This is a genomic window from Aeromonas sp. R10-2 (assembly GCF_040908445.1).
GTDB lineage: Bacteria > Pseudomonadota > Gammaproteobacteria > Enterobacterales > Aeromonadaceae > Aeromonas > Aeromonas veronii.
The window spans coordinates 104,746-123,067 of record NZ_JBFODS010000065.1 but is presented as its reverse complement, the minus strand read 5'-3'; the positions used below and the strand labels follow the sequence as shown (position 1 = coordinate 123,067).

At 59.3% G+C, this 18,322-nt stretch carries 18 protein-coding genes; 6 read left to right on the top strand and 12 right to left on the bottom strand.

Annotated features, from left to right (window positions below):
- Window positions 1-383: 383 nt before the first annotated feature.
- Genes AB5Y97_RS14130 through AB5Y97_RS14105 form a run of 6 tightly spaced genes read right to left on the bottom strand, consistent with a single transcriptional unit; the run spans window position 384 to window position 5,211 of the window.
- Complete coding sequence (locus AB5Y97_RS14130; RefSeq protein WP_330125608.1) at window positions 384-1,562, bottom strand: hypothetical protein; 1,179 nt, start codon at window positions 1,560-1,562, stop codon at window positions 384-386.
- 2 nt (window positions 1,563-1,564) lie between these two features.
- Entirely contained in the window at window positions 1,565-2,227 is a 663-nt protein-coding gene (locus AB5Y97_RS14125; RefSeq protein WP_368158221.1) for a TonB family protein, read from the bottom strand.
- The gene (locus AB5Y97_RS14120; RefSeq protein ID WP_005339369.1) at window positions 2,224-2,625 is read right to left on the bottom strand and encodes a biopolymer transporter ExbD; all 402 of its coding nucleotides are present in this window, start codon (window positions 2,623-2,625) and stop codon (window positions 2,224-2,226) included. Before AB5Y97_RS14120 ends, AB5Y97_RS14125 begins: the two co-directional genes overlap by 4 nt.
- Complete coding sequence (locus tag AB5Y97_RS14115) at window positions 2,622-3,152, bottom strand: MotA/TolQ/ExbB proton channel family protein (protein WP_129504996.1); 531 nt, start codon at window positions 3,150-3,152, stop codon at window positions 2,622-2,624. Before AB5Y97_RS14115 ends, AB5Y97_RS14120 begins: the two co-directional genes overlap by 4 nt.
- Window positions 3,149-4,453 (bottom strand): MotA/TolQ/ExbB proton channel family protein, encoded by a 1,305-nt coding sequence (locus AB5Y97_RS14110; RefSeq protein WP_368158218.1) that lies wholly within the window; start codon window positions 4,451-4,453, stop codon window positions 3,149-3,151. The genes AB5Y97_RS14115 and AB5Y97_RS14110 overlap by 4 nt, the downstream gene beginning before the upstream one ends.
- Complete coding sequence (locus AB5Y97_RS14105) at window positions 4,450-5,211, bottom strand: DUF3450 domain-containing protein (protein WP_005357258.1); 762 nt, start codon at window positions 5,209-5,211, stop codon at window positions 4,450-4,452. The genes AB5Y97_RS14110 and AB5Y97_RS14105 overlap by 4 nt, the downstream gene beginning before the upstream one ends.
- A 210-nt stretch (window positions 5,212-5,421) precedes the next feature.
- On the opposite strand from AB5Y97_RS14105, the gene AB5Y97_RS14100 reads away from it, so the two are divergent.
- Window positions 5,422-6,198: a LuxR family transcriptional regulator gene (locus AB5Y97_RS14100; protein ID WP_005339360.1), complete on the top strand. Its 777-nt coding sequence runs from the start codon at window positions 5,422-5,424 to the stop codon at window positions 6,196-6,198.
- A 74-nt stretch (window positions 6,199-6,272) separates the two neighbouring features.
- On the opposite strand, the gene glmS is transcribed toward AB5Y97_RS14100, so the two are convergent.
- Both glmS and AB5Y97_RS14090 read right to left on the bottom strand, forming a co-directional pair.
- The gene (gene glmS / locus AB5Y97_RS14095) at window positions 6,273-8,105 is read right to left on the bottom strand and encodes a glutamine--fructose-6-phosphate transaminase (isomerizing) (protein ID WP_005355853.1); all 1,833 of its coding nucleotides are present in this window, start codon (window positions 8,103-8,105) and stop codon (window positions 6,273-6,275) included.
- Window positions 8,106-8,161: 56 nt separating this feature from the next.
- Window positions 8,162-8,935 (bottom strand): DeoR/GlpR family DNA-binding transcription regulator, encoded by a 774-nt coding sequence (locus tag AB5Y97_RS14090; protein ID WP_005355851.1) that lies wholly within the window; start codon window positions 8,933-8,935, stop codon window positions 8,162-8,164.
- 122 nt (window positions 8,936-9,057) lie between these two features.
- Here AB5Y97_RS14090 and blrA point away from each other — a divergent pair, with 122 nt between their 5' ends.
- From blrA to creD, 5 genes are all read left to right on the top strand, one after another.
- Window positions 9,058-9,732, top strand: a complete 675-nt coding sequence (gene blrA, locus AB5Y97_RS14085) for a beta-lactam response regulator transcription factor BlrA (RefSeq protein WP_033138557.1) — start codon at window positions 9,058-9,060, stop codon at window positions 9,730-9,732.
- Complete coding sequence (gene blrB / locus AB5Y97_RS14080) at window positions 9,729-11,150, top strand: beta-lactam sensor histidine kinase BlrB (protein ID WP_368158215.1); 1,422 nt, start codon at window positions 9,729-9,731, stop codon at window positions 11,148-11,150. The genes blrA and blrB overlap by 4 nt, the downstream gene beginning before the upstream one ends.
- 80 nt (window positions 11,151-11,230) lie before the next feature.
- Window positions 11,231-12,025 carry an OXA-12 family class D beta-lactamase OXA-912 gene (locus tag AB5Y97_RS14075; RefSeq protein WP_040068451.1) on the top strand — a complete coding sequence of 265 codons (795 nt, stop codon included), beginning with the start codon at window positions 11,231-11,233 and terminating at the stop codon, window positions 12,023-12,025.
- Window positions 12,026-12,108: 83 nt separating this feature from the next.
- Window positions 12,109-12,588 (top strand): DUF1566 domain-containing protein, encoded by a 480-nt coding sequence (locus AB5Y97_RS14070; RefSeq protein ID WP_144716045.1) that lies wholly within the window; start codon window positions 12,109-12,111, stop codon window positions 12,586-12,588.
- Between the two features lie 117 nt (window positions 12,589-12,705).
- Window positions 12,706-14,055: a cell envelope integrity protein CreD gene (gene creD, locus AB5Y97_RS14065; protein ID WP_368158213.1), complete on the top strand. Its 1,350-nt coding sequence runs from the start codon at window positions 12,706-12,708 to the stop codon at window positions 14,053-14,055.
- A 52-nt stretch (window positions 14,056-14,107) separates the two neighbouring features.
- Here the strand turns inward: creD and glmU are convergent, their stop codons facing one another.
- The 4 genes from glmU to atpG form a co-directional block, all read right to left on the bottom strand.
- Window positions 14,108-15,469: a bifunctional UDP-N-acetylglucosamine diphosphorylase/glucosamine-1-phosphate N-acetyltransferase GlmU gene (gene glmU, locus AB5Y97_RS14060; protein ID WP_368158210.1), complete on the bottom strand. Its 1,362-nt coding sequence runs from the start codon at window positions 15,467-15,469 to the stop codon at window positions 14,108-14,110.
- A 93-nt stretch (window positions 15,470-15,562) separates the two neighbouring features.
- Window positions 15,563-15,991, bottom strand: coding sequence for a F0F1 ATP synthase subunit epsilon (locus AB5Y97_RS14055; protein ID WP_005339345.1), 429 nt, complete (start codon window positions 15,989-15,991; stop codon window positions 15,563-15,565).
- A gap of 18 nt (window positions 15,992-16,009) precedes the next feature.
- Window positions 16,010-17,398 carry a F0F1 ATP synthase subunit beta gene (gene atpD / locus AB5Y97_RS14050; protein WP_005339344.1) on the bottom strand — a complete coding sequence of 463 codons (1,389 nt, stop codon included), beginning with the start codon at window positions 17,396-17,398 and terminating at the stop codon, window positions 16,010-16,012.
- 33 nt (window positions 17,399-17,431) lie between these two features.
- Window positions 17,432-18,298 (bottom strand): F0F1 ATP synthase subunit gamma, encoded by an 867-nt coding sequence (gene atpG / locus AB5Y97_RS14045; protein ID WP_005339343.1) that lies wholly within the window; start codon window positions 18,296-18,298, stop codon window positions 17,432-17,434.
- Between the last annotated feature and the right edge of the window lie 24 nt (window positions 18,299-18,322).

The following is an 18,322-nucleotide window of genomic DNA, read 5'->3' as shown; positions in this document are numbered from 1 at the left end:
TGAAATAAACTGTTCGACTTCTTATTGCTAAGAAATCGTCTTGGTCACTTCACCAGACATTGAAAATCAAAAATTGTTTTTGATGTTCGATGCTGCGAGTGCCCACACAGATTGCTTGATTCAAATTGTTAAAGAGCGTCACGCTTGTCGCGTTGAGGAGGCGCATATTACGCTTCTCACTTCGAAAGTCAAGCGATTGTTTTCGCTTTTCTTTCGGCGCCCACTTCGCTAGGAAGCTGGCTCATCAGTTTGGCGTGTTCCGCCGTGCTGGTAGGGGCGCATTATAGGGAGCCGCGCCGGGATGACAAGGGCTTTTTGCAAAAATGCGTTCGTTTGCTGAAAAAGCGAACTGAACGCCCCAAAACAACCCCTTGGCATCTCTTTTACGCCGCTTTTTTGCTCAATTCTTCGCTTTGTGCCCGGATATAGTTGACCCAGCTGGTTGCCTTCTGCTGCCAGTTATCCTGTTGCTGCAGCTCACGGGCCAGTTCCAGCGCCTGGGCATACTGCTCCTTATTAAGGTGTGCCTGCACCAGCAACGCTTTGGCGCGATTGCCTTGCTCGCCCTTCACCGACTTGATGGCAGCGAGCTGGGTCATGGCAGCATCAGTCTTGCCCTGTTGCAGCAGCAGTTCGGCGGCGCGCATGGCGGCTTTGGGCTGACCGTGCTGGTTGGCGAGCAGCTGCCAGCTATCGACCGCTTGTGACCACTCCCGGGCCCCTTCCCACAATTGGGCAAGCAGTTGGCGATTTTCAGCACTTTGCTTCATCTGTCCCTTGGCCATGGCCGCTTCCAGCAGACGGGCACCACGATAAGGCAGCCCTTGCCAGGCATAGAGACGGATCAGCTGATTGCGGGCAGACACATCATCCATCAGTTTTCTGTCGATAGCTGTTTGCAACAGAGCCAACGCCTGATCGCCGCGTTTGGCGGAGAGGTTGAGCGACACCGCCTGCTGCCACCATTTGCTCTCTTTGGGTTCGTGGCTGATCAACTCGGCCGCCTGATCGGCAGCCACGCCATAACGTTGCTGAGCGGTGAGGGCGGATAGACGAATAATGGCGGCCTGTTTCTGCCAACCCTTTTTCAACAACTGTTCGCTCTGACTGGCGGCGTCACCGTACTGCTTGTTGTGGTAATAGAGACCAGCCAGACGCAGGCGCAGCGCATCGTCTTGCTTGAGCGCCAGCGCCGCCTTGTAGCTGGCGATGGCACCCGACCAGTTGGATTGCTGGGCCTGAATATCGCCGCGCAGTCGCAGCAGCTGGAGCTGTTGTTGCTCGGGCCACTCTTTATAGGCAAGGGCCTGTTCGACATAACGGCTCGCCTGGGCGGTCTGTTGCAGATTGGCCGCCAGCGAGGCTTGCAACTGCGCCAGCCAGGCATGCTCGGCATCGCTATTTGGCTTGAGGCCGGACGCCTTGCTCTGGGCTTGTTGCCACTGACCGGACTGATAGAGCTTCATCACGGGTTCAAGCTGACGGGAGAAGTGAGGGCTGACCTCCATCGCCAGACAGGCTTGGCCGACCAGGGCCAGCAGACAAATCCAGATCCGCAACATAGTTATGACTCCAGTTTGAATTTGAGCGTGATGACTTGCACCAGCTTGTCGGTAGCGCCCGGTCTCGGCTGATAGCGCCACTTGTTGATCGCCTGAATGGCCGCCCGCTCGAACTGACGCTTGGGTTTGGCCTCGACCACTTCCACATCCTGCACGCCACCGTCGGCATTCACGCTAAAGCGCAGGGTGACGAATCCTTCGATCCCTGACTGCTGGGCACGATAGGGGTAGACCGGCTCGATCCGTTGCAGCGGCATCAGCATGTCACCTGCGCCGACACCCGCTCCCTGCTGCTGGCCATGGTAGTTGCCACTCAATACCGGTGCGGTACTGGTCGCCACTCCGGGGGCATAGACCTGCACCGCGCTGAGACTGGAGACCAGATCCAGACTCGGCTCAACGGCCGCCAAGGGGGCCGCGGCAGGCATCGGCAGCGGTGTCGAGGCCAATGCAGCGGGAGGCTCTGGCAGAGGTTCAGGCTCCTGCGGTACCGGACGCTCGCGCACCTGCACCTCGGTCACCTCGTTCTGCATATTGATGACGATAGGCTTCTGTTCGCTCGCCACCTTCTCGCCCCGGGGCGGTTCAACCAGCGTGGCCATGAACAGCAGGATACCCAGACTGAGGGCGATGCCCAGCCCCAGGCTCATCAGCTTGTATTTCATTTCGGCGCCACCGCCACGGCGATATTGGCGATACCCGCCGCCTTGGCCTCATCCATCACCCGCACCACCTTGCCATGGGGCACTCGCTCGTCGGCCTGGATCACCAGGCTGGCATCGGGCTGCTCCGCCAGCAGGCGGGCGATGGTGGCCTGTACCCGCTCCACATCGATCTGCTTGCGGTCGAGGAAGATCTGACCCTGAGCCCCGATCGCCAGCATGATGCTGGAAGATTTCTGCGCCTTGGCCTGACTGGCCTGGGGTCTGTGTACCTCGAGCCCGGCTTCGCGCACGAAGGAGGTGGTGACAATAAAGAAGATCAGCATGATGAACACGATATCCAGCATGGGGGTCATGTCGATCTGCACTTCGTCACGCTGGCGTTTGGATTGCCGTCTCATTGCATTACCTTCTCTTCTCGCAGGCCGTCCCGGGTCTTGGCCAGCGCACGCTTGGCCTGACTCTCGAGCCGACTGAGTAACAACACACCGGATAGCGCCACCACCATGCCTGCCATGGTGGGGATGGTGGCGCGGGAGATCCCGCCCGCCATACTCTCCGGGTTAAAGCGGTTGGCCGCAGCCAACGCATCGAATACGCCGATCATGCCGGTCACAGTGCCCAGCAACCCCAGCATGGGGCAGAGCACCACCAGGGTGCGGATGAAGATCAGATGACGGTTCAGTTCCAGCTCCGCCTGCGCCAGCAAGCGGCTGCGGATCGCCCGGGCGTGCCAGCTGTGGCGCTCGCTGCGGGCCTGCCAGCGGCCGAGCAGCTGTTGCTGCAGCGGGCCGAAACCCAGATTGAGGTAGAGCAGCCGCTCGATCATCAAAATCCACATCAGCACCAGCAGGGCCAGAATGACCCAGAGCACAGGGCCGCCACGGCCCATGAAGCTCTGCAACTGTTGCCAGATGTCGAGCATCATGCTGCTCGCTCCATCCCGCCGTTATTGCTCTCGGCGCGCTCGGCCAGAATGCCGGCTACCTGCTGCTCCAGTACATTGGAGAGCTCGGTGAAGCGCGATTGCAGCAGGCTGTGGGCCAGGATCAGCGGAATGGCCGCCACCAGACCCTGTACCGTGGTAACCAGCGCCATGGAGATGCCGCCCGCCATGATCTTGGGATCGCCGGTGCCAAACTGGGTGATGGCCTGGAAGGTGCCGATCATCCCGGTTACGGTACCGAGCAAACCCAGCATGGGGGCGATGGCCGCGATTACCTTGACCATGCCGATGCCGCGCTCCATGCGAGGAGTCTCCTGCAGGATCGCCTCATCAAGACGCAGCTCGAGGGTCTCCATGCTCAGCTCGGGGTGTTTGTCCGCCACCGTCAGCACCCGACCGAGGGCGTTGTCGGCGTGATACTCGCCGCTCTTGAGCTGGCGGCGCACCAGAGTCAGTTCGCGGGAGAGGCTCCACAGCCGTACCGCCGCAATCCCCAAGCCGATGGCAGCCAGCAGCACGATAATGGCGCCAACCTGACCACCTTGCTGTACCTGCTGCCAGAAGGTGGGCGCCTGTGCCAGCATCGCCAGCAGAGTGCCATGCGAAGGATCCAGCGGCAGCGCTTCCCCTTCCTGACCCTGATAAGCCGCAACGGCAGAGAGCACGCTACCGGGCAGACCCAGTACCGGGCTCAAGCCTTCGGCGGTCGGTTGCAGGAAGCCTTCGCTCCCCAGCAGGGCAAAACTGCCAACCCGGGTCAGCGGCTGCTCGCTGGCAGCCCCCTGGGCATCGAGCACCTTGCCGTTGAACTGAGCAATCCGGCCAGATTCGCGGATCTCCTGCAGCAGCGTGGCGGGCAGCAGGGCGAGAGCGGCACGATCCGGCACCTGTTTATCCTGTGCCATGGCTTTCAGCGGGGCGAGACGCTCCGGGTACTGGCCCTCGACGGCGGATTCACTCAGCAGCTTGACCGCAGCGCTGGCGCCCTGACGGGTGACCGCGAAGATCTCGTTCATGTCGCCGGAGGCTTGCTCCCATTGGGCGTTAAGCTCGACCAGCTGCTTCTCGTTGCTGGCGAACTTGCCAGCCAGCTCCTTGCTCAGGCGCTGGGCCTCGGCCAGTCTGGCGCGGGCAGTGCCGAGCTCCTTGGTAACGGTCGCCAGATCTTGCTGAGCCTGCTGTTCACGAGCCTGTTCCTGCTGCTGCCACTCATCTGCGACAGCGGCGTTGGTACCGCAGGAGAGGGCAATAAGGAGGGGGAACCACTTCATGGTGACTCTCATGATTGGGCCTCCTGACTACGGCTGACAGAGAGGGGGACATTGAGCAACTGGGGAACTTTCTTGTCGGCGGCCACATCCATCGCCTCGGCGATGGGGGAGAGCCACTGGCTGTCGAGGGCTTGCCACTGCTTAGCCTCGGCAGACCAGCGCCATGCCTGACTGCGATCGGCCGTCATTGCCAGCAGGGAGACCCGGCCCAGCGCCAGCACATCGACCCGACGCGGAGCACCATCCAGCTCCAGCTCGGCGGAATAGCTGTCCATCCGGCTGCCGTATTCGGCTTCGATCTGATAGGCCTGCAGCAACTGACGGAATTTCTCTGCCTCGCTAACGTCTGCGCGGGCCAGGGTCGCTTTCAACTGTTCAACCCGCGCCAGCCGATCTTCCTTGCGCAGCGGGATGTCGTTTTGCACTAGCTGTTCCAGATCTGCCTGCATCTGCAACATCAGCGGGATCAAGCCCTGACGGGTCTCTTGCACCGCTTCCAGCTGCTGGCTCAATTTACCCAGCTCATTTTGCTGATCGGCCACCAGAGATTGCATGTAGCGGTTGTAGGCTTCGAGGTCACGCAGTTGCAGCTGGGCGTTTTGCAGCTCCAGTCGTGCGGCAACGGCGGCATCGGCGGCTTTTTCCACCCGCTGCTGGGAGGCTTTCCCGGCAGCTATGCTGTTCTTGAGGGCGGGAGCAACCAGCTCATCCCCGATGGCAGCAAAGTGGACTGACAGTGGCAGCAGGGCCACACCCCATAATTTGTTCATTGAAATACATCTTACTAATGATAACTATTATCATTATCTCAAATGCAGGGCGGACTGGCAACGAGAGGATTTTCTTGGCCTTTATGCACAAAAACAGGATAATTTTTAAGCACGCACGGAATAAGTGGCTCCAATAGCCACCGCACAAATATAAATAACGATAAAAAATCTTTTCGATCAGTGTGATAGAGATCGAAAAAGGAGAAAGTAATGCTCAACGATGCGATCTGGGAACATATCGACAAGTTCACCAAGGCAACAAAAACCAGCGATATCCAGCAACTGCTGGAGCGCTTCAGTCATCAAATGGGCTTTGATTACTTTCGGCTGCTGATTATTTTCCCCATCAGCATGCAAAAATCCCACGTGGCACTGTTCAACAACTGTCCGACCACCTGGTTTGACGCCTACAGCGAAAACCAGTATCTGACCCAGGATCCGGTGGTCTATCTGGGGCTGAAACAGACCCAGCCGATCTTCTGGAACAAGCTCGACTGCGACTCGCCCTGGCTGCCCAGCGCCAGCCGCGACGTGATGAACCTAGCCGCCGATTTCGGTGTACGCAATGGCGTCTCCTTTCCGCTGCACACCCCGCAGGGGGAGCACGGCATCCTCTCATTCATCACCAAGGACAAATCCAACTCCGACCTGATGTTTGAAAATGTCCCGCTGCTGTCGTTCTGCGCCAGCTACATCTTCAACTCCGCGCTGCAACTGATAAAAAGCAGACCGGATATGATGAAATACCTGACCGAACTGTCGGATCGGGAGAAGGAGTGCCTGTTCTGGGCCAGCGAGGGCAAGACCTCCTGGGAGATCGCCACCATCCTCGGCATCAGTGAGCGGACGGTCAACTTCCATCTGACCCAGGTGACCAACAAGACCGACTCAAAGAACCGCAGTCAGGCCATCGCCAAAGGGATCACCAGCGGCATCATAGTGCCCTCCCTCGACGAGGTCACCATCACCAACCTGCGGCTGTCGTAACCCCTCAGCCGAAACAAAAAGAGCCGCAATTGCGGCTCTTTTTCATTTCAGAAAGTGACTTATCAGATAGCGACTTACTCAACGGTCACCGATTTTGCCAGGTTGCGCGGCTGGTCGACGTCAGTGCCCTTGATCAGGGCAACGTGGTAGGAGAGCAGCTGCAGCGGCACGGTATAGACAATGGGGGCGATCACCTCTTCCACGTGGTTGAGGTTCATGACCCGCATGGTCTCGTCGCTCTTGAAGCCGGTATCGGCATCGGCGAACACGTAGAGGATACCGCCACGGGCGCGCACCTCTTCCACGTTGGACTTGAGCTTCTCCAGCAGATCGTTGTTCGGCGCCACCACAATGATGGGCATCTCGGCATCGATCAGCGCCAGCGGGCCGTGCTTCAGCTCGCCAGCGGCATAGGCTTCGGCGTGGATGTAGGAGATCTCTTTGAGCTTGAGCGCCCCCTCCATGGCGATGGGGTACTGGCTGCCACGGCCGAGGAACAGGCTGTGCTGCTTGTCGGCAAACTCTTCGGCCAGGGTTTCGATATCCTTGGCCAGCGCCAGACTCTCTTTAATACGCAGCGGCAGGGCTTGCAGCGCCTTGACCAGTTCAGCCTCGGCGGCGGCGCTCAGGTGGCCACGGCAGTGACCGACGGAGGCCACCAGCATCAGCAGGCCAGCCAGCTGGGTGGTGAACGCCTTGGTGGAGGCCACACCAATTTCTGCCCCCGCGCGGGTCATAAAGGCCAGATCCGATTCACGCACCAGCGAGGAGCCCGGCACGTTGCAGATAGCCAGCGAGCTCATGTAGCCGGATTCCTTGGCCAGACGCAGCGCCGCCAGGGTATCGGCGGTCTCGCCGCTCTGGGAGAGGGTCACCAGCAGGCTGTTGGGGCGCACTACCGATTTGCGATAGCGGAACTCGGAGGCGATCTCCACATCGCAGGAGACGCCAGCGATCTCTTCGAACCAGTAGCGAGCCACCATGCCGGAGTGATAGGAGGTGCCGCAGGCGACGATCTGCACGTGCTCGACCTTGTCAAAGATGGCGCGCGCGCCGTTGCCGAACGATTCGACCACCACGTGATCGCTGCCCAGACGCCCTTCCAGGGTGTTGGTGATCGCTTTGGGCTGCTCGTGGATCTCCTTGAGCATGTAATGACGGTATTCGCCCTTGTCACCGGCATCGTGGGAGAGTTCGGACTCCTGCTCTTCACGCACCACGGCGTTACCGTTGGTATCGAAGATGTGCACGTCACGGCGGGTCACTTCGGCCACATCACCCTCTTCCAGGAAGATGAAACGACGGGTCACCGGCAGCAGCGCCATCTGGTCGGAGGCGATAAAGTTCTCGCCGATACCGCGGCCGATCACCAGCGGTGAACCGGAACGGGCCACCACCACGCGGCTGTCGTCGCGGCTGTCCATCACCACGGTACCGTAGGCTCCGCGCAGCTGCTTCACCGCAGTCTGCATGGCGGCCAGCAGGCTGCCGGCGCTCTTCAGCTCATGATGGACCAGATGGGCAATCACTTCGGTGTCAGTGTCGGAGCTGAACACATAGCCCAGCGCCTTCAACTCTTCCCGCAGCTCTTCGTGGTTCTCGATAATGCCGTTGTGCACCACCACGATATGCTCGGAGACGTGGGGGTGGGCGTTGCGCTCGGAAGGCTCGCCGTGAGTGGCCCAGCGGGTATGAGCGATGCCGGTACCACCATGGACGGACTGCTCGTCGAGCGCCTTGGCCAGCTCGGCCACCTTGCCCAGACGGCGAACCCGCTGCAACGGCTGGTTGGCGCTGAACACGGCCACACCGGCTGAGTCATAACCGCGGTACTCCAGACGGCGCAGGCCCTCTACCAGAATTTCAGCCACATCACGTTGGGCAACAGCCCCGACGATGCCACACATACACTTCTCCTTGAGATGCAAATCGTAAAGTCAGTTGGATGGTTCAGAGCTCGATGTCAGCAAGTGACCGGGGCGCAGATAAGCGTCACCCCCTGGGCTTGAATCTGTTCTCTGGCCTCGCTGGCCAGCCCCTCGTCGGTCACCAGGGTATGGATGCTCGACCAGGGAAGTTCGAGATTGGGGATCTTGCGGCCGATCTTTTCCGACTCGACCATCACAATCACCTCCCGCGACACCTCTGCCATCACCCGCGACAGGCCCACCAACTCGTTGAAGGTGGTGGTGCCACGCTCCGGGTCGATGCCGTCGGCACCGATAAAGAGCTGGTCAAAGTCGTAGGAGCGCAGCACCTGTTCCGCCACCTGCCCCTGGAAGGATTCGGAGTGAGGGTCCCAAGTGCCACCGGTCATTAACAGGGTAGGCTCATTTTCCAGCTCGCGCAGGGCACCGGCCACATTGAGGGAGTTGGTCATCACGATGAGGCCGCGCTTGTTGCCCAGCATGGGGATCATGGCGCTGGTGGTGCTGCCGCTGTCGATGATGACGCGGTTGTGATCACGCAGCCGCTCGGCCGCCGCACGGGCAATGGCTAACTTTCGGTTCGAAACTTGCTCGGGATTGACCTCGACCACCATCTCGCTGGGCAAGGGGACGGCGCCACCGTAACGGCGCAGCAGCAGACCGCCGGTCTCCAGTACCGCCAGATCTTTACGGATGGTCACTTCGGAGGTAGAAAAGTGTTTGGCGAGGGCGTCGACGCTCACTTCACCCTGCTCTTGTACCAGGGTCACTATGGTGTGTCGGCGTTGTTGAGTATTACGTTTGGTCATTTTTAAGTTTCGATTCGAAAGAACATCGAAATATTAGCCCCTTTTTCGGAAAAATAAAACAGCAAATAGGATCCGATTTGGTTCAATGCCAGAATGGGGTGCCAATTTGCGACGAGGATGCCATGCAAAAGAGAGTCATCTGGCTGGTGGAGGATGAGGCCAGCATCGCCGACACCCTGATTTACGCCCTGCAGACCGACGGGTTCGAGGTGGAGTGGTTCATGCTGGGCCAACAGTTGCTGACAAGACTGGAGCAGACGCGACCCGACTTCCTGATCCTCGATGTGGGGCTGCCCGACATCAGCGGCTTCGAACTCTGCAAGCAGGTGAGGGCGCTGACCGATATCCCCCTGATGTTCCTCACCGCCCGCAGCGAGGAGATAGACCGGCTGATCGGGCTGGAGATCGGTGCCGACGACTATGTGGCCAAACCCTTCTCGCCACGGGAAGTGTGTGCCCGGGTGCGGGTCATCCTGCGCCGCAGCCAGCCCGTTGCCCCCCAGCCCAGCGCCCTGCTGGTGCTGGATGAGGAACGGGCCCGCATCCATTTTCGCGGCCAACCGCTGGCCCTCACCCGCTACGAATATCTGCTGCTCAAGACCCTGATGCAGGCGCCGGGCCGGGTCTACTCCCGCCAACAGCTGATGGATCTGGTGTGGCAGGATGCGGAGGAGAGCCTGGATCGCACCGTAGATACCCATATCAAGACCATCCGCGCCAAGCTGCGCGAACATGATCCCGAGGCCAACCTGATCCTCACCCACCGCGGGCTGGGCTACAGCCTGGAGCTGGCATGAGACTCGGGTTACAACTGCTGTGCGGCCTGCTGCTGATCTTCGCGCTGGCCGCTTGGTTCGTGCTGGAGATCTTCGTCGAGGAGATAAAACCCGGGGTGCGCAGCGCCACCGAGGATACTCTGGTAGACATGACCCAGCTGCTGGCGCCGCTCGCCCTCGATGATCTGAAAGAGGGCAATATGATGAACGGGCGGTTGGCCAGCGCCTTCGCCCGCCTCAACCAGAATCCCATCAATGCGATGATCGATGGCCACCTCAAGCAGCAGGCGGAGTACCGCATCTATGTCACTGACCAGAAGGGTATGGTGATTTACGACTCCGACGGCACGGATCTGGGCAAGGACTATTCTCGCTGGAACGATGTCTACCGCACCCTGCGCGGCCAGTATGGCGCCCGCAGCACCCGCACCGATCCCGACGATGCCGCCAGCTCGACCATGTATGTGGCGGCGCCGCTGCGGGAAGGGGCCGAGATCATCGGCTCCCTCACCGTCGCCAAACCCAACCGCACCCTGATGCCAGCCATTGAGCGGGGGGAACAGGAGCTGCTGCGGGCCGGCGGCCAGATGCTGCTCATCTCGCTGCTGATCGGCAGCCTGCTGGTGTGGTGGCTCAACCGCGCCATCGGCAAGCTGGTGCACTATGCCGACTCGGTCAGCAAGGGGGAGGCGGCACCGCTACCACGGCTGCACACCGTCGAACTGGATCGGCTCGGCCGCTCGCTGGAAACCATGCGCCACCAGCTCGATGGCAAAAGCTACATCGAAGCCTATGTGCACAGCCTGACCCACGAGCTGAAGAGCCCGCTGGCCGCCATTCGCGGGGCAGGGGAAATTTTGGCCGAAACGCCGCCCCCCGAAGTTGCCAAACGGTTTATCGGCAACATCAATCTGGAAACCGCGCGCATGCAGCAGCTGATCGAGCGAATGCTGCAACTGGCGCGGCTGGAGTCGGGGCAGGGGCTGGATCGCCAGTCGGTGGAACCGGCAAAACTGGGCAAGCGCACCCTCGACGCCCGCCAGATCATCGCCCAGCGTCGTCAGGTGGTGCTGGTAGCCGAGCTGGCCAGTGCGCCGAAACAGAAGTGGGATCCGCTGCTGGTGGAGCAGGCCATTGGCAACCTGCTGGATAACGCCATCGACTTCTCTCCCGCCAACGGGCAAGTCACCCTGAGCGGCAGCCAGCAGGAGGAGGGCTACTGTTTTCGGGTCACCGACAGCGGCCCCGGCATTCCCGACTACGCCCTGCCGCGCATCTTCGAGCGCTTCTACTCCCTGCCGCGCCCGGACAAGGGGAAGAGCAGTGGTCTGGGGCTCAGCTTCGCCCATGAAGTAGCCCACCAGCATGGCGGTCGTCTGACCCTGAGCAACCAGCCAGAGGGAGGCGCGCTGGCGGAACTCTGGCTGCCATTCACCTAGCCCCCCCGCAACTTCACATTCCCCACACAAAGCGGCATTAGACTGCCGCTTTCTCTCATCCATTTGCTCAAGGAAATGCTATGTCCCGCCTGCTTCTCTCCAGCCTGCTGGCTGCCGGTCTGCTCGCAGCCCTGCCTGCCTCCGCCGCCAGCGGCTGCTTTCTCTATGCTGACGGCAACGGCCAGACCCTCTCCAGCGAAGGGGACTGCTCCAGCCAGCTGCCACCCGCGTCCACCTTCAAGATCCCGCTGGCGCTGATGGGTTACGACAGTGGCTATCTGGTGGATGAAGAGCATCCGGCACTGCCTTACAAACCGAGCTATGACGGCTGGCTGCCCGCCTGGCGTGAAACCACCACCCCGCGCCGCTGGGAAACCTACTCGGTGGTCTGGTTCTCCCAGCAGATCACCGAATGGCTGGGGATGGAGCGCTTCCAGCAATATGTCGACCGCTTCGACTACGGCAATCGGGATCTCTCCGGTAATCCGGGCAAACATGATGGCCTGACCCAGGCCTGGCTCAGCTCCAGCCTCGCCATCAGTCCGGAGGAGCAGGCCCGCTTCCTCGGCAAGATGCTGAGCGGCAAGCTTCCGGTCTCTGCGCAGACCCTGCAGTACACCGCCAATATCCTCAAGGTGAGCGAGATCGACGGCTGGCAGATCCACGGCAAAACCGGCATGGGCTACCCGAAGAAGCTGGATGGCAGCCTCAACCGCGATCAGCAGATCGGCTGGTTCGTCGGCTGGGCCAGCAAACCGGGCAAACAGCTGATCTTCGTCCATACCGTGGTGCAAAAGCCCGGCAAGCAGTTCGCCTCCCTCAAGGCAAAAGAGGAGGTGCTGGCCGCCCTGCCTGCACAACTTAAAAAGCAGTGAGCTCGCTTCCCGCCAGATAAACCCCGATAACCACGGTCAGCCCACCAGCGATGGGCTGACCGCCATTCGTAAACGAGACAAACATGAAATTATTTCTATTGCTGCTCTGGCTTCCGGCCAGCATGGCGCTGGCTGCCTGTGATCTCTCCGACCGCCTGACGCGGCAGGGAGAAGTCATCCATGATCGGCTAAACCACCTCGAATGGCAGGCGTGCAGCCTAGGCAGCCAGTGGCAGGAGGGGAAAGGGTGCGTGGGCACACCGGCCCTGCTGACACTGCTTGAAGCCAAGGATGAAGCAGCCCGCCTTGGCGAGGGGTGGCGACTCCCCAGCATCGAGGAGCTCTTCACCCTGCTCGACGAAGATTGCCGGGCGCCAATGACAGACCCGCGTTTCTTCTCCGATATCCATGACAACGGGGAAAATGCAGCCCCCTACTGGACCTCCAGCTCCATCGAGGAGATGCCGGAACTGGTCTACTACATCGACTTTATACACGGGCTCATCGACGGCCATACCGATCGTTTCGCGCAAGCCGCTCGGTTGGTGCGCTCCCACCCCTGAACAATCCCACGGCGCCTGATGGCGCCGTTTTTCAACAGTTCACCGCCACTTCACACAAGCCCATCACCACTTCACGCCGGACTGACAGACTCACTCCATCCAACAAGGAGACGTGTCATGGTCAAACAGATATTCACCCACAAGATATTTCTGCTGCTGTTGCTCAGCCTGTTGTTGATGGTGCCGGTGCAATCCATCATGGAGCTGAACCGGGAGCGTCAGGCTTACCGCGCACAAGCCATCAAACAGATAATGGCCAGTACGAGTGGACCGCAGCGCCTAATAGGCCCCGTAATTGTCCTCCCGTATACAAGAGAGCTGATTCTGACCAATGGTAAGGAAACTCGGAGAGAGGTAGAGACACGCTACCGCTACCTCTTGCCAGAACAGTTAACGGCCACAGCGAATATGGAGGTAACACCACGCAAACTGGGGATCTACCAAGCCCAGCTGTATCAAGCTAACGTCACTCTAACCGGCCAATTACCAGCGGTCCCTGATTGGCAGCCACCACGTGACAGCATACCCGGCCAACCCTATCTCAGCCTAATCGTCTCCGACGCTCGAGGCATCATTCAGGTACCAACCATCACCTTCGCCAACGAGCTACTGACTGTCACCCCCGGTGCACGGCTTGGCAACCGCTCCGGCGTGCATGTCCCGCTAACCACCAAACAACAGCAAGGAGGGTGGTTCGATATAAAGATTTCCCTACAGGGTATGGAAAAATTCACCCTGATTCCGGTCGGTCGTGACAGCAAACTAACCTTGTCCGGTAACTGGCCCCACCCCAACTTCCTGGGCGATTTCCTGCCCACCACCCGTACAGTAAAAGATCAAGGTTTCAATGCTGACTGGCAGACAAGTTGGTTTGCCACAGATATGGAGAATCAGTTCCCTGACATGATCCAAAGCGCCTCCAAACATCTGCCCAGCTTCAGCGTCAGTCTGGTGCAACCGGTGGATCACTATCAGCTCAACGAACGGGCAGCCAAATATGCCCTGCTGTTTATCGGCCTCACCTTTATCAGCTTCTTCATGTTCGAGCTGCTCAAGGGGCTGCGGGTTCACCCGATCCAGTACGCGCTGGTGGGCATGGGGCTGGCCATCTTCTATCTGGTACTGCTGGCCCTGACCGAACACCTCGGCTTTGGGTGGGCCTATCTGGTAGCCGCGCTGGCCAGCGTACTGCTCAACGGTTTCTACCTCAGTCATGTGCTGGGTGGCCTGAAACAGGGGATCGGCTTCGCTGCGCTGCTCGGGCTGGTCTATGCCATCCTCTACAGCCTGCTGCAGGCCGAAGAGATCGCCCTGCTGCTCGGTGCCGTGCTGTTGTTCGCCACTCTGGCACTGATCATGATGCTGACCCGCAAGCTCGACTGGTATCAGGTGATGGACTACAGCGCACCCGCGACCACATGGGCGGCCCCCCAGTCATCGACCAGTGACACCAACCATCAGTCATAAGCCCAAAAAAACCGGCGCCATCAGGCGCCGGTTCTATTTTATTGATCGGGCATCACTTCTTCTTGACCGGACGAGCCCAGTTTTTGATGTGACGCTGGGGCACCCGGGTGATCACCAACTCGTTCTCGGCCACATCCTTGGTGATGGTAGAACCCGCCCCCAGAGTCGCCCCCTTGCCGATGCGCACTGGCGCCACCAGCTGGGTATCGGAACCGACAAACACATCATCCTCGATGATGGTCTGGAATTTGTTCACCCCGTCGTAGTTGCAGGTGATGGTACCGGCACCGATATTCACCCCGGCTCCGATCTCGGCATCACCCAGATAGGTCAGATGACCGCACTTGGAACCAACCCCCAGACGGGCCTTCTTCATCTCGACGAAGTTGCCAACGTGGGCATCCTGCTCCAGCACGGCACCCGGGCGCAGACGGGCAAACGGGCCGACCGAGCACTGATCCGCCACCTGAGCCCCTTCAACGATGGAGTAGGGCTTCACTTCGGTGTGATCGCCAATGACACAATCCTTCAGCACGGCACCGGCACCGATACGGACGTGGTTGCCGAGAGTTACCTTGCCTTCGATGATGACGTTGACGTCGATCACCACCTCTTCACCGATCTCGAGGGTTCCGCGCAGATCAAAGCGGGCAGGGTCAATCAGGGTGGCACCGGCGATCATCAGCTTCTCGGCCTGCATCTGCTGATAGCTGCGCTCAAGTTGGGCCAATTGCACCCGATTGTTGGCCCCTTCCACCTCGGCAGCATGATCCGGATGTACCGCTGCAATCGGACAGCCATCGCCGTGCGCCATGGCGATCACGTCGGTCAGATAGAACTCGCCCTGAGCATTCTTGTTGTCCAGACGGGAGAGCCAGCTGCGCAGCTGACCACCGTTGGCCACCAGCACGCCGGTGTTCACCTCTCGGATCGCCAGCTGTTCGGCGTTGGCATCCTTCTGCTCGACGATGCCAACTACCTGACCATTTTCACGGACGATGCGGCCATAGCCGGTGGGGTTGTCCAGTACCACGGTCAGCAGTGCCATCCCGTTTTCAGCCTTGGCAGCCAGCAGTCGCTGCAGGGTCTCGGGCTGGATCAGCGGGGTATCGCCGTAGAGCACCAGCACATCGTCTTCATCCTTCCAGAACGGGATGGCCTGGGCGACGGCGTGACCAGTCCCCAGCTGTTGCGCCTGCAGCACCCAGTTGACATCGGCCGCCACGATCCGCTCTTTCAGCAGTTCGGCACCGTGGCCATAGACCAGATGCAGCTGCTCGGCACCGACCTGACGTGCAGTATCGATCACATGGGAAACCATGGGTTTGTTGGCTACCGGGTGGAGTACCTTGGGCAGAACGGAACGCATACGGGTACCTTTACCCGCAGCCAGGATCACGACGTTGAGGGACATAATTTGGCCTTTGGAACATGAGAAATACTCGGCGGAGTCTATCCAACGGGTAAAAAAAAAGCGACCCGAAGGTCGCTTTTTACATCACCGTTATTAGCGGTAATTCTTTTTGACGATATCGATGACTCGCAGTTGAGCCATCGCCTTGGCCAGCTCGGTGGCGGCCTGGGCGTAGTCGATATCACCATGGGAGCTGTGGATCCGCTCTTCGGCTGCGCGCTTGGCTTCCTGGGCTTTCGCCTCATCCAAGTCGTCAGCACGAATCGCGGTGTCCGCCAGCACGGTCACGGATTCAGGTTGTACTTCCAGCATACCGCCGGAGATGTACAGCACCTCTTCAGTTCCGTTCTGCTTCACCAAGCGGACCAGGCCCGGCTTGATGGCAGTCAGCAACGGAGCATGACCGTGGCGGAGACCCAACTCACCTTCGGAGCCTGATACCTGAGCGGATTGCACGCGACCGGAAAACAGTTTTCCTTCGGCGCTCACCACGTCCAGGTGAAAGGAGATCATCTCTGCCATGGGCCCTCCTGTCGAGGCTTACAGTTTCTTGGATTTCTCGACGACTTCGTCGATACCGCCAACCATGTAGAACGCCTGCTCGGGCAGATCGTCATACTCGCCTTTCAGGATGCCCTGGAAACCACGGATGGTCTCTTTCAGCGGCACGTATTTACCCGGAGAACCGGTAAACACTTCTGCTACGAAGAACGGCTGGGACAGGAAACGCTCGATCTTACGGGCACGGGCTACGGTCAGTTTGTCTTCTTCTGACAGTTCATCCATACCCAGGATGGCGATGATGTCCTTCAGCTCTTTGTAGCGCTGCAGTACGGTCTGAACGCCACGAGCGGTCTCGTAGTGCTCTTTGCCAACCACCAGCGGATCCAGCTGACGAGAGGTAGAGTCCAGCGGGTCAACGGCCGGGTAGATACCCAGTGCCGCGATTTGACGGGACAGTACGACAGTCGCATCCAGGTGGGCGAAGGTGGTCGCCGGAGACGGGTCAGTCAAGTCATCCGCAGGAACGTAAACGGCCTGTACGGAGGTGATGGAACCGGTCTTGGTGGAGGTGATACGTTCTTGCAGAACACCCATCTCCTCGGCCAGGGTCGGCTGGTAACCTACTGCGGAAGGCATACGGCCCAGCAGTGCGGATACTTCAGTACCGGCCAGGGTGTAACGGTAGATGTTATCTACGAAGAACAGTACGTCACGACCTTCGTCACGGAACTTCTCGGCCATGGTCAGGCCGGTCAGCGCAACGCGCAGACGGTTTCCGGGCGGCTCGTTCATCTGACCGTAAACCAGAGATACTTTGTCCAGTACGTTGGACTCCATCATCTCGTGGTAGAAGTCGTTACCCTCACGGGTACGCTCACCTACACCGGCAAACACAGAGTAACCACTGTGCTCGATCGCGATGTTACGGATCAGCTCCATCATGTTTACGGTTTTGCCTACACCGGCACCACCGAACAGACCAACTTTACCACCCTTGGCGAACGGGCATACCAGGTCGATAACCTTGATGCCTGTTTCCAGCAGATCGTTGCTGTTGGACTGATCTTCGTAGCTGGGGGCAGCGCGGTGGATAGACCAGCACTCTTCTTCACCGATCGGACCTTTTTCGTCGATTGGCTCGCCCAGTACGTTCATGATCCGACCCAGAGTCGCAGTACCGACCGGAACCTGGATGGATTTACCGCTATTCACTACTTCCAACCCACGACGCAGACCGTCGGAGGAGCCCATGGTGATGCAACGAACGACGCCGCCACCGATCTGTTGCTGAACTTCCAGCACCAGACCTTGGCCTTGACCTTCGCTAACGACCTTCAGTGCATCGTACACCTGGGGCACGGCATTCTGCGGGAACTCGATGTCCACCACAGCGCCGATGATTTGGACGATGAAACCGTTACTCATGTCAAATCCTCTAAACCTTTGATAACCCTTGCCTTACACCGCAGCAGCACCGGATACGATCTCTGTCAGCTCCTGGGTAATACTGGCCTGACGGGCCTTGTTGTATACCAGTTGCAGATCGTTAATCAGGTTACCGGCGTTGTCAGTCGCGGCTTGCATGGCAACCATTCGGGCTGCCTGTTCACTTGCCAAGTTTTCCACTACACCCTGGTAAACCTGAGATTCGACATAGCGAACCAGCAGGGTATCCAGCAGCTTCTTGGGATCCGGCTCATAGAGGTAATCCCAGTGGTGTTTCTTGGCGAGCTTGCTGTCTTCAGTTACGGGCAAAGGCAGCAGTTGATCGACCCGTGGTTGCTGCACCATGGTGTTGACGAACTTGTTGTACACCAGATACAGCTTGTCAATCTCACCGTTGTCGTAAGCCTTCAGCATGACCTTGACTGAACCAATCAGGTCATTGACGCTCGGACTATCGCCCAGTCCTGCGACATGAGCTTTAACCTTGGCGCCGTGCCGTTCAAAGAAGTTGGAGGCCTTGTTACCGATCAGTGCCAGGTCAACCTTGGCACCTTTCGCGCTCCATTGCTTCATATCATTGAGGGCAGCCTTGAACAGGTTGATGTTCAGACCACCACACAGGCCACGGTCGGTGGAGACGACGATGTAACCCACTCGCTTGACCTCACGTTCGATGAGGTAGGGGTGCTTGTATTCCAAGTTCCCCTGAGCGATATGGCCGATCACCTTGCGCATGGTTTCAGCGTACGGACGGCTGGCAGACATGCGTTCCTGCGCACGGCGCATTTTGCTTGCTGCCACCATTTCCATAGCGCCGGTGATCTTCTGAGTGTTTTTCACACTCCCGATCTTGTTACGTATCTCTTTTGCGCCGGCCATCTCTTACTCTCCATCAAGTGGCAG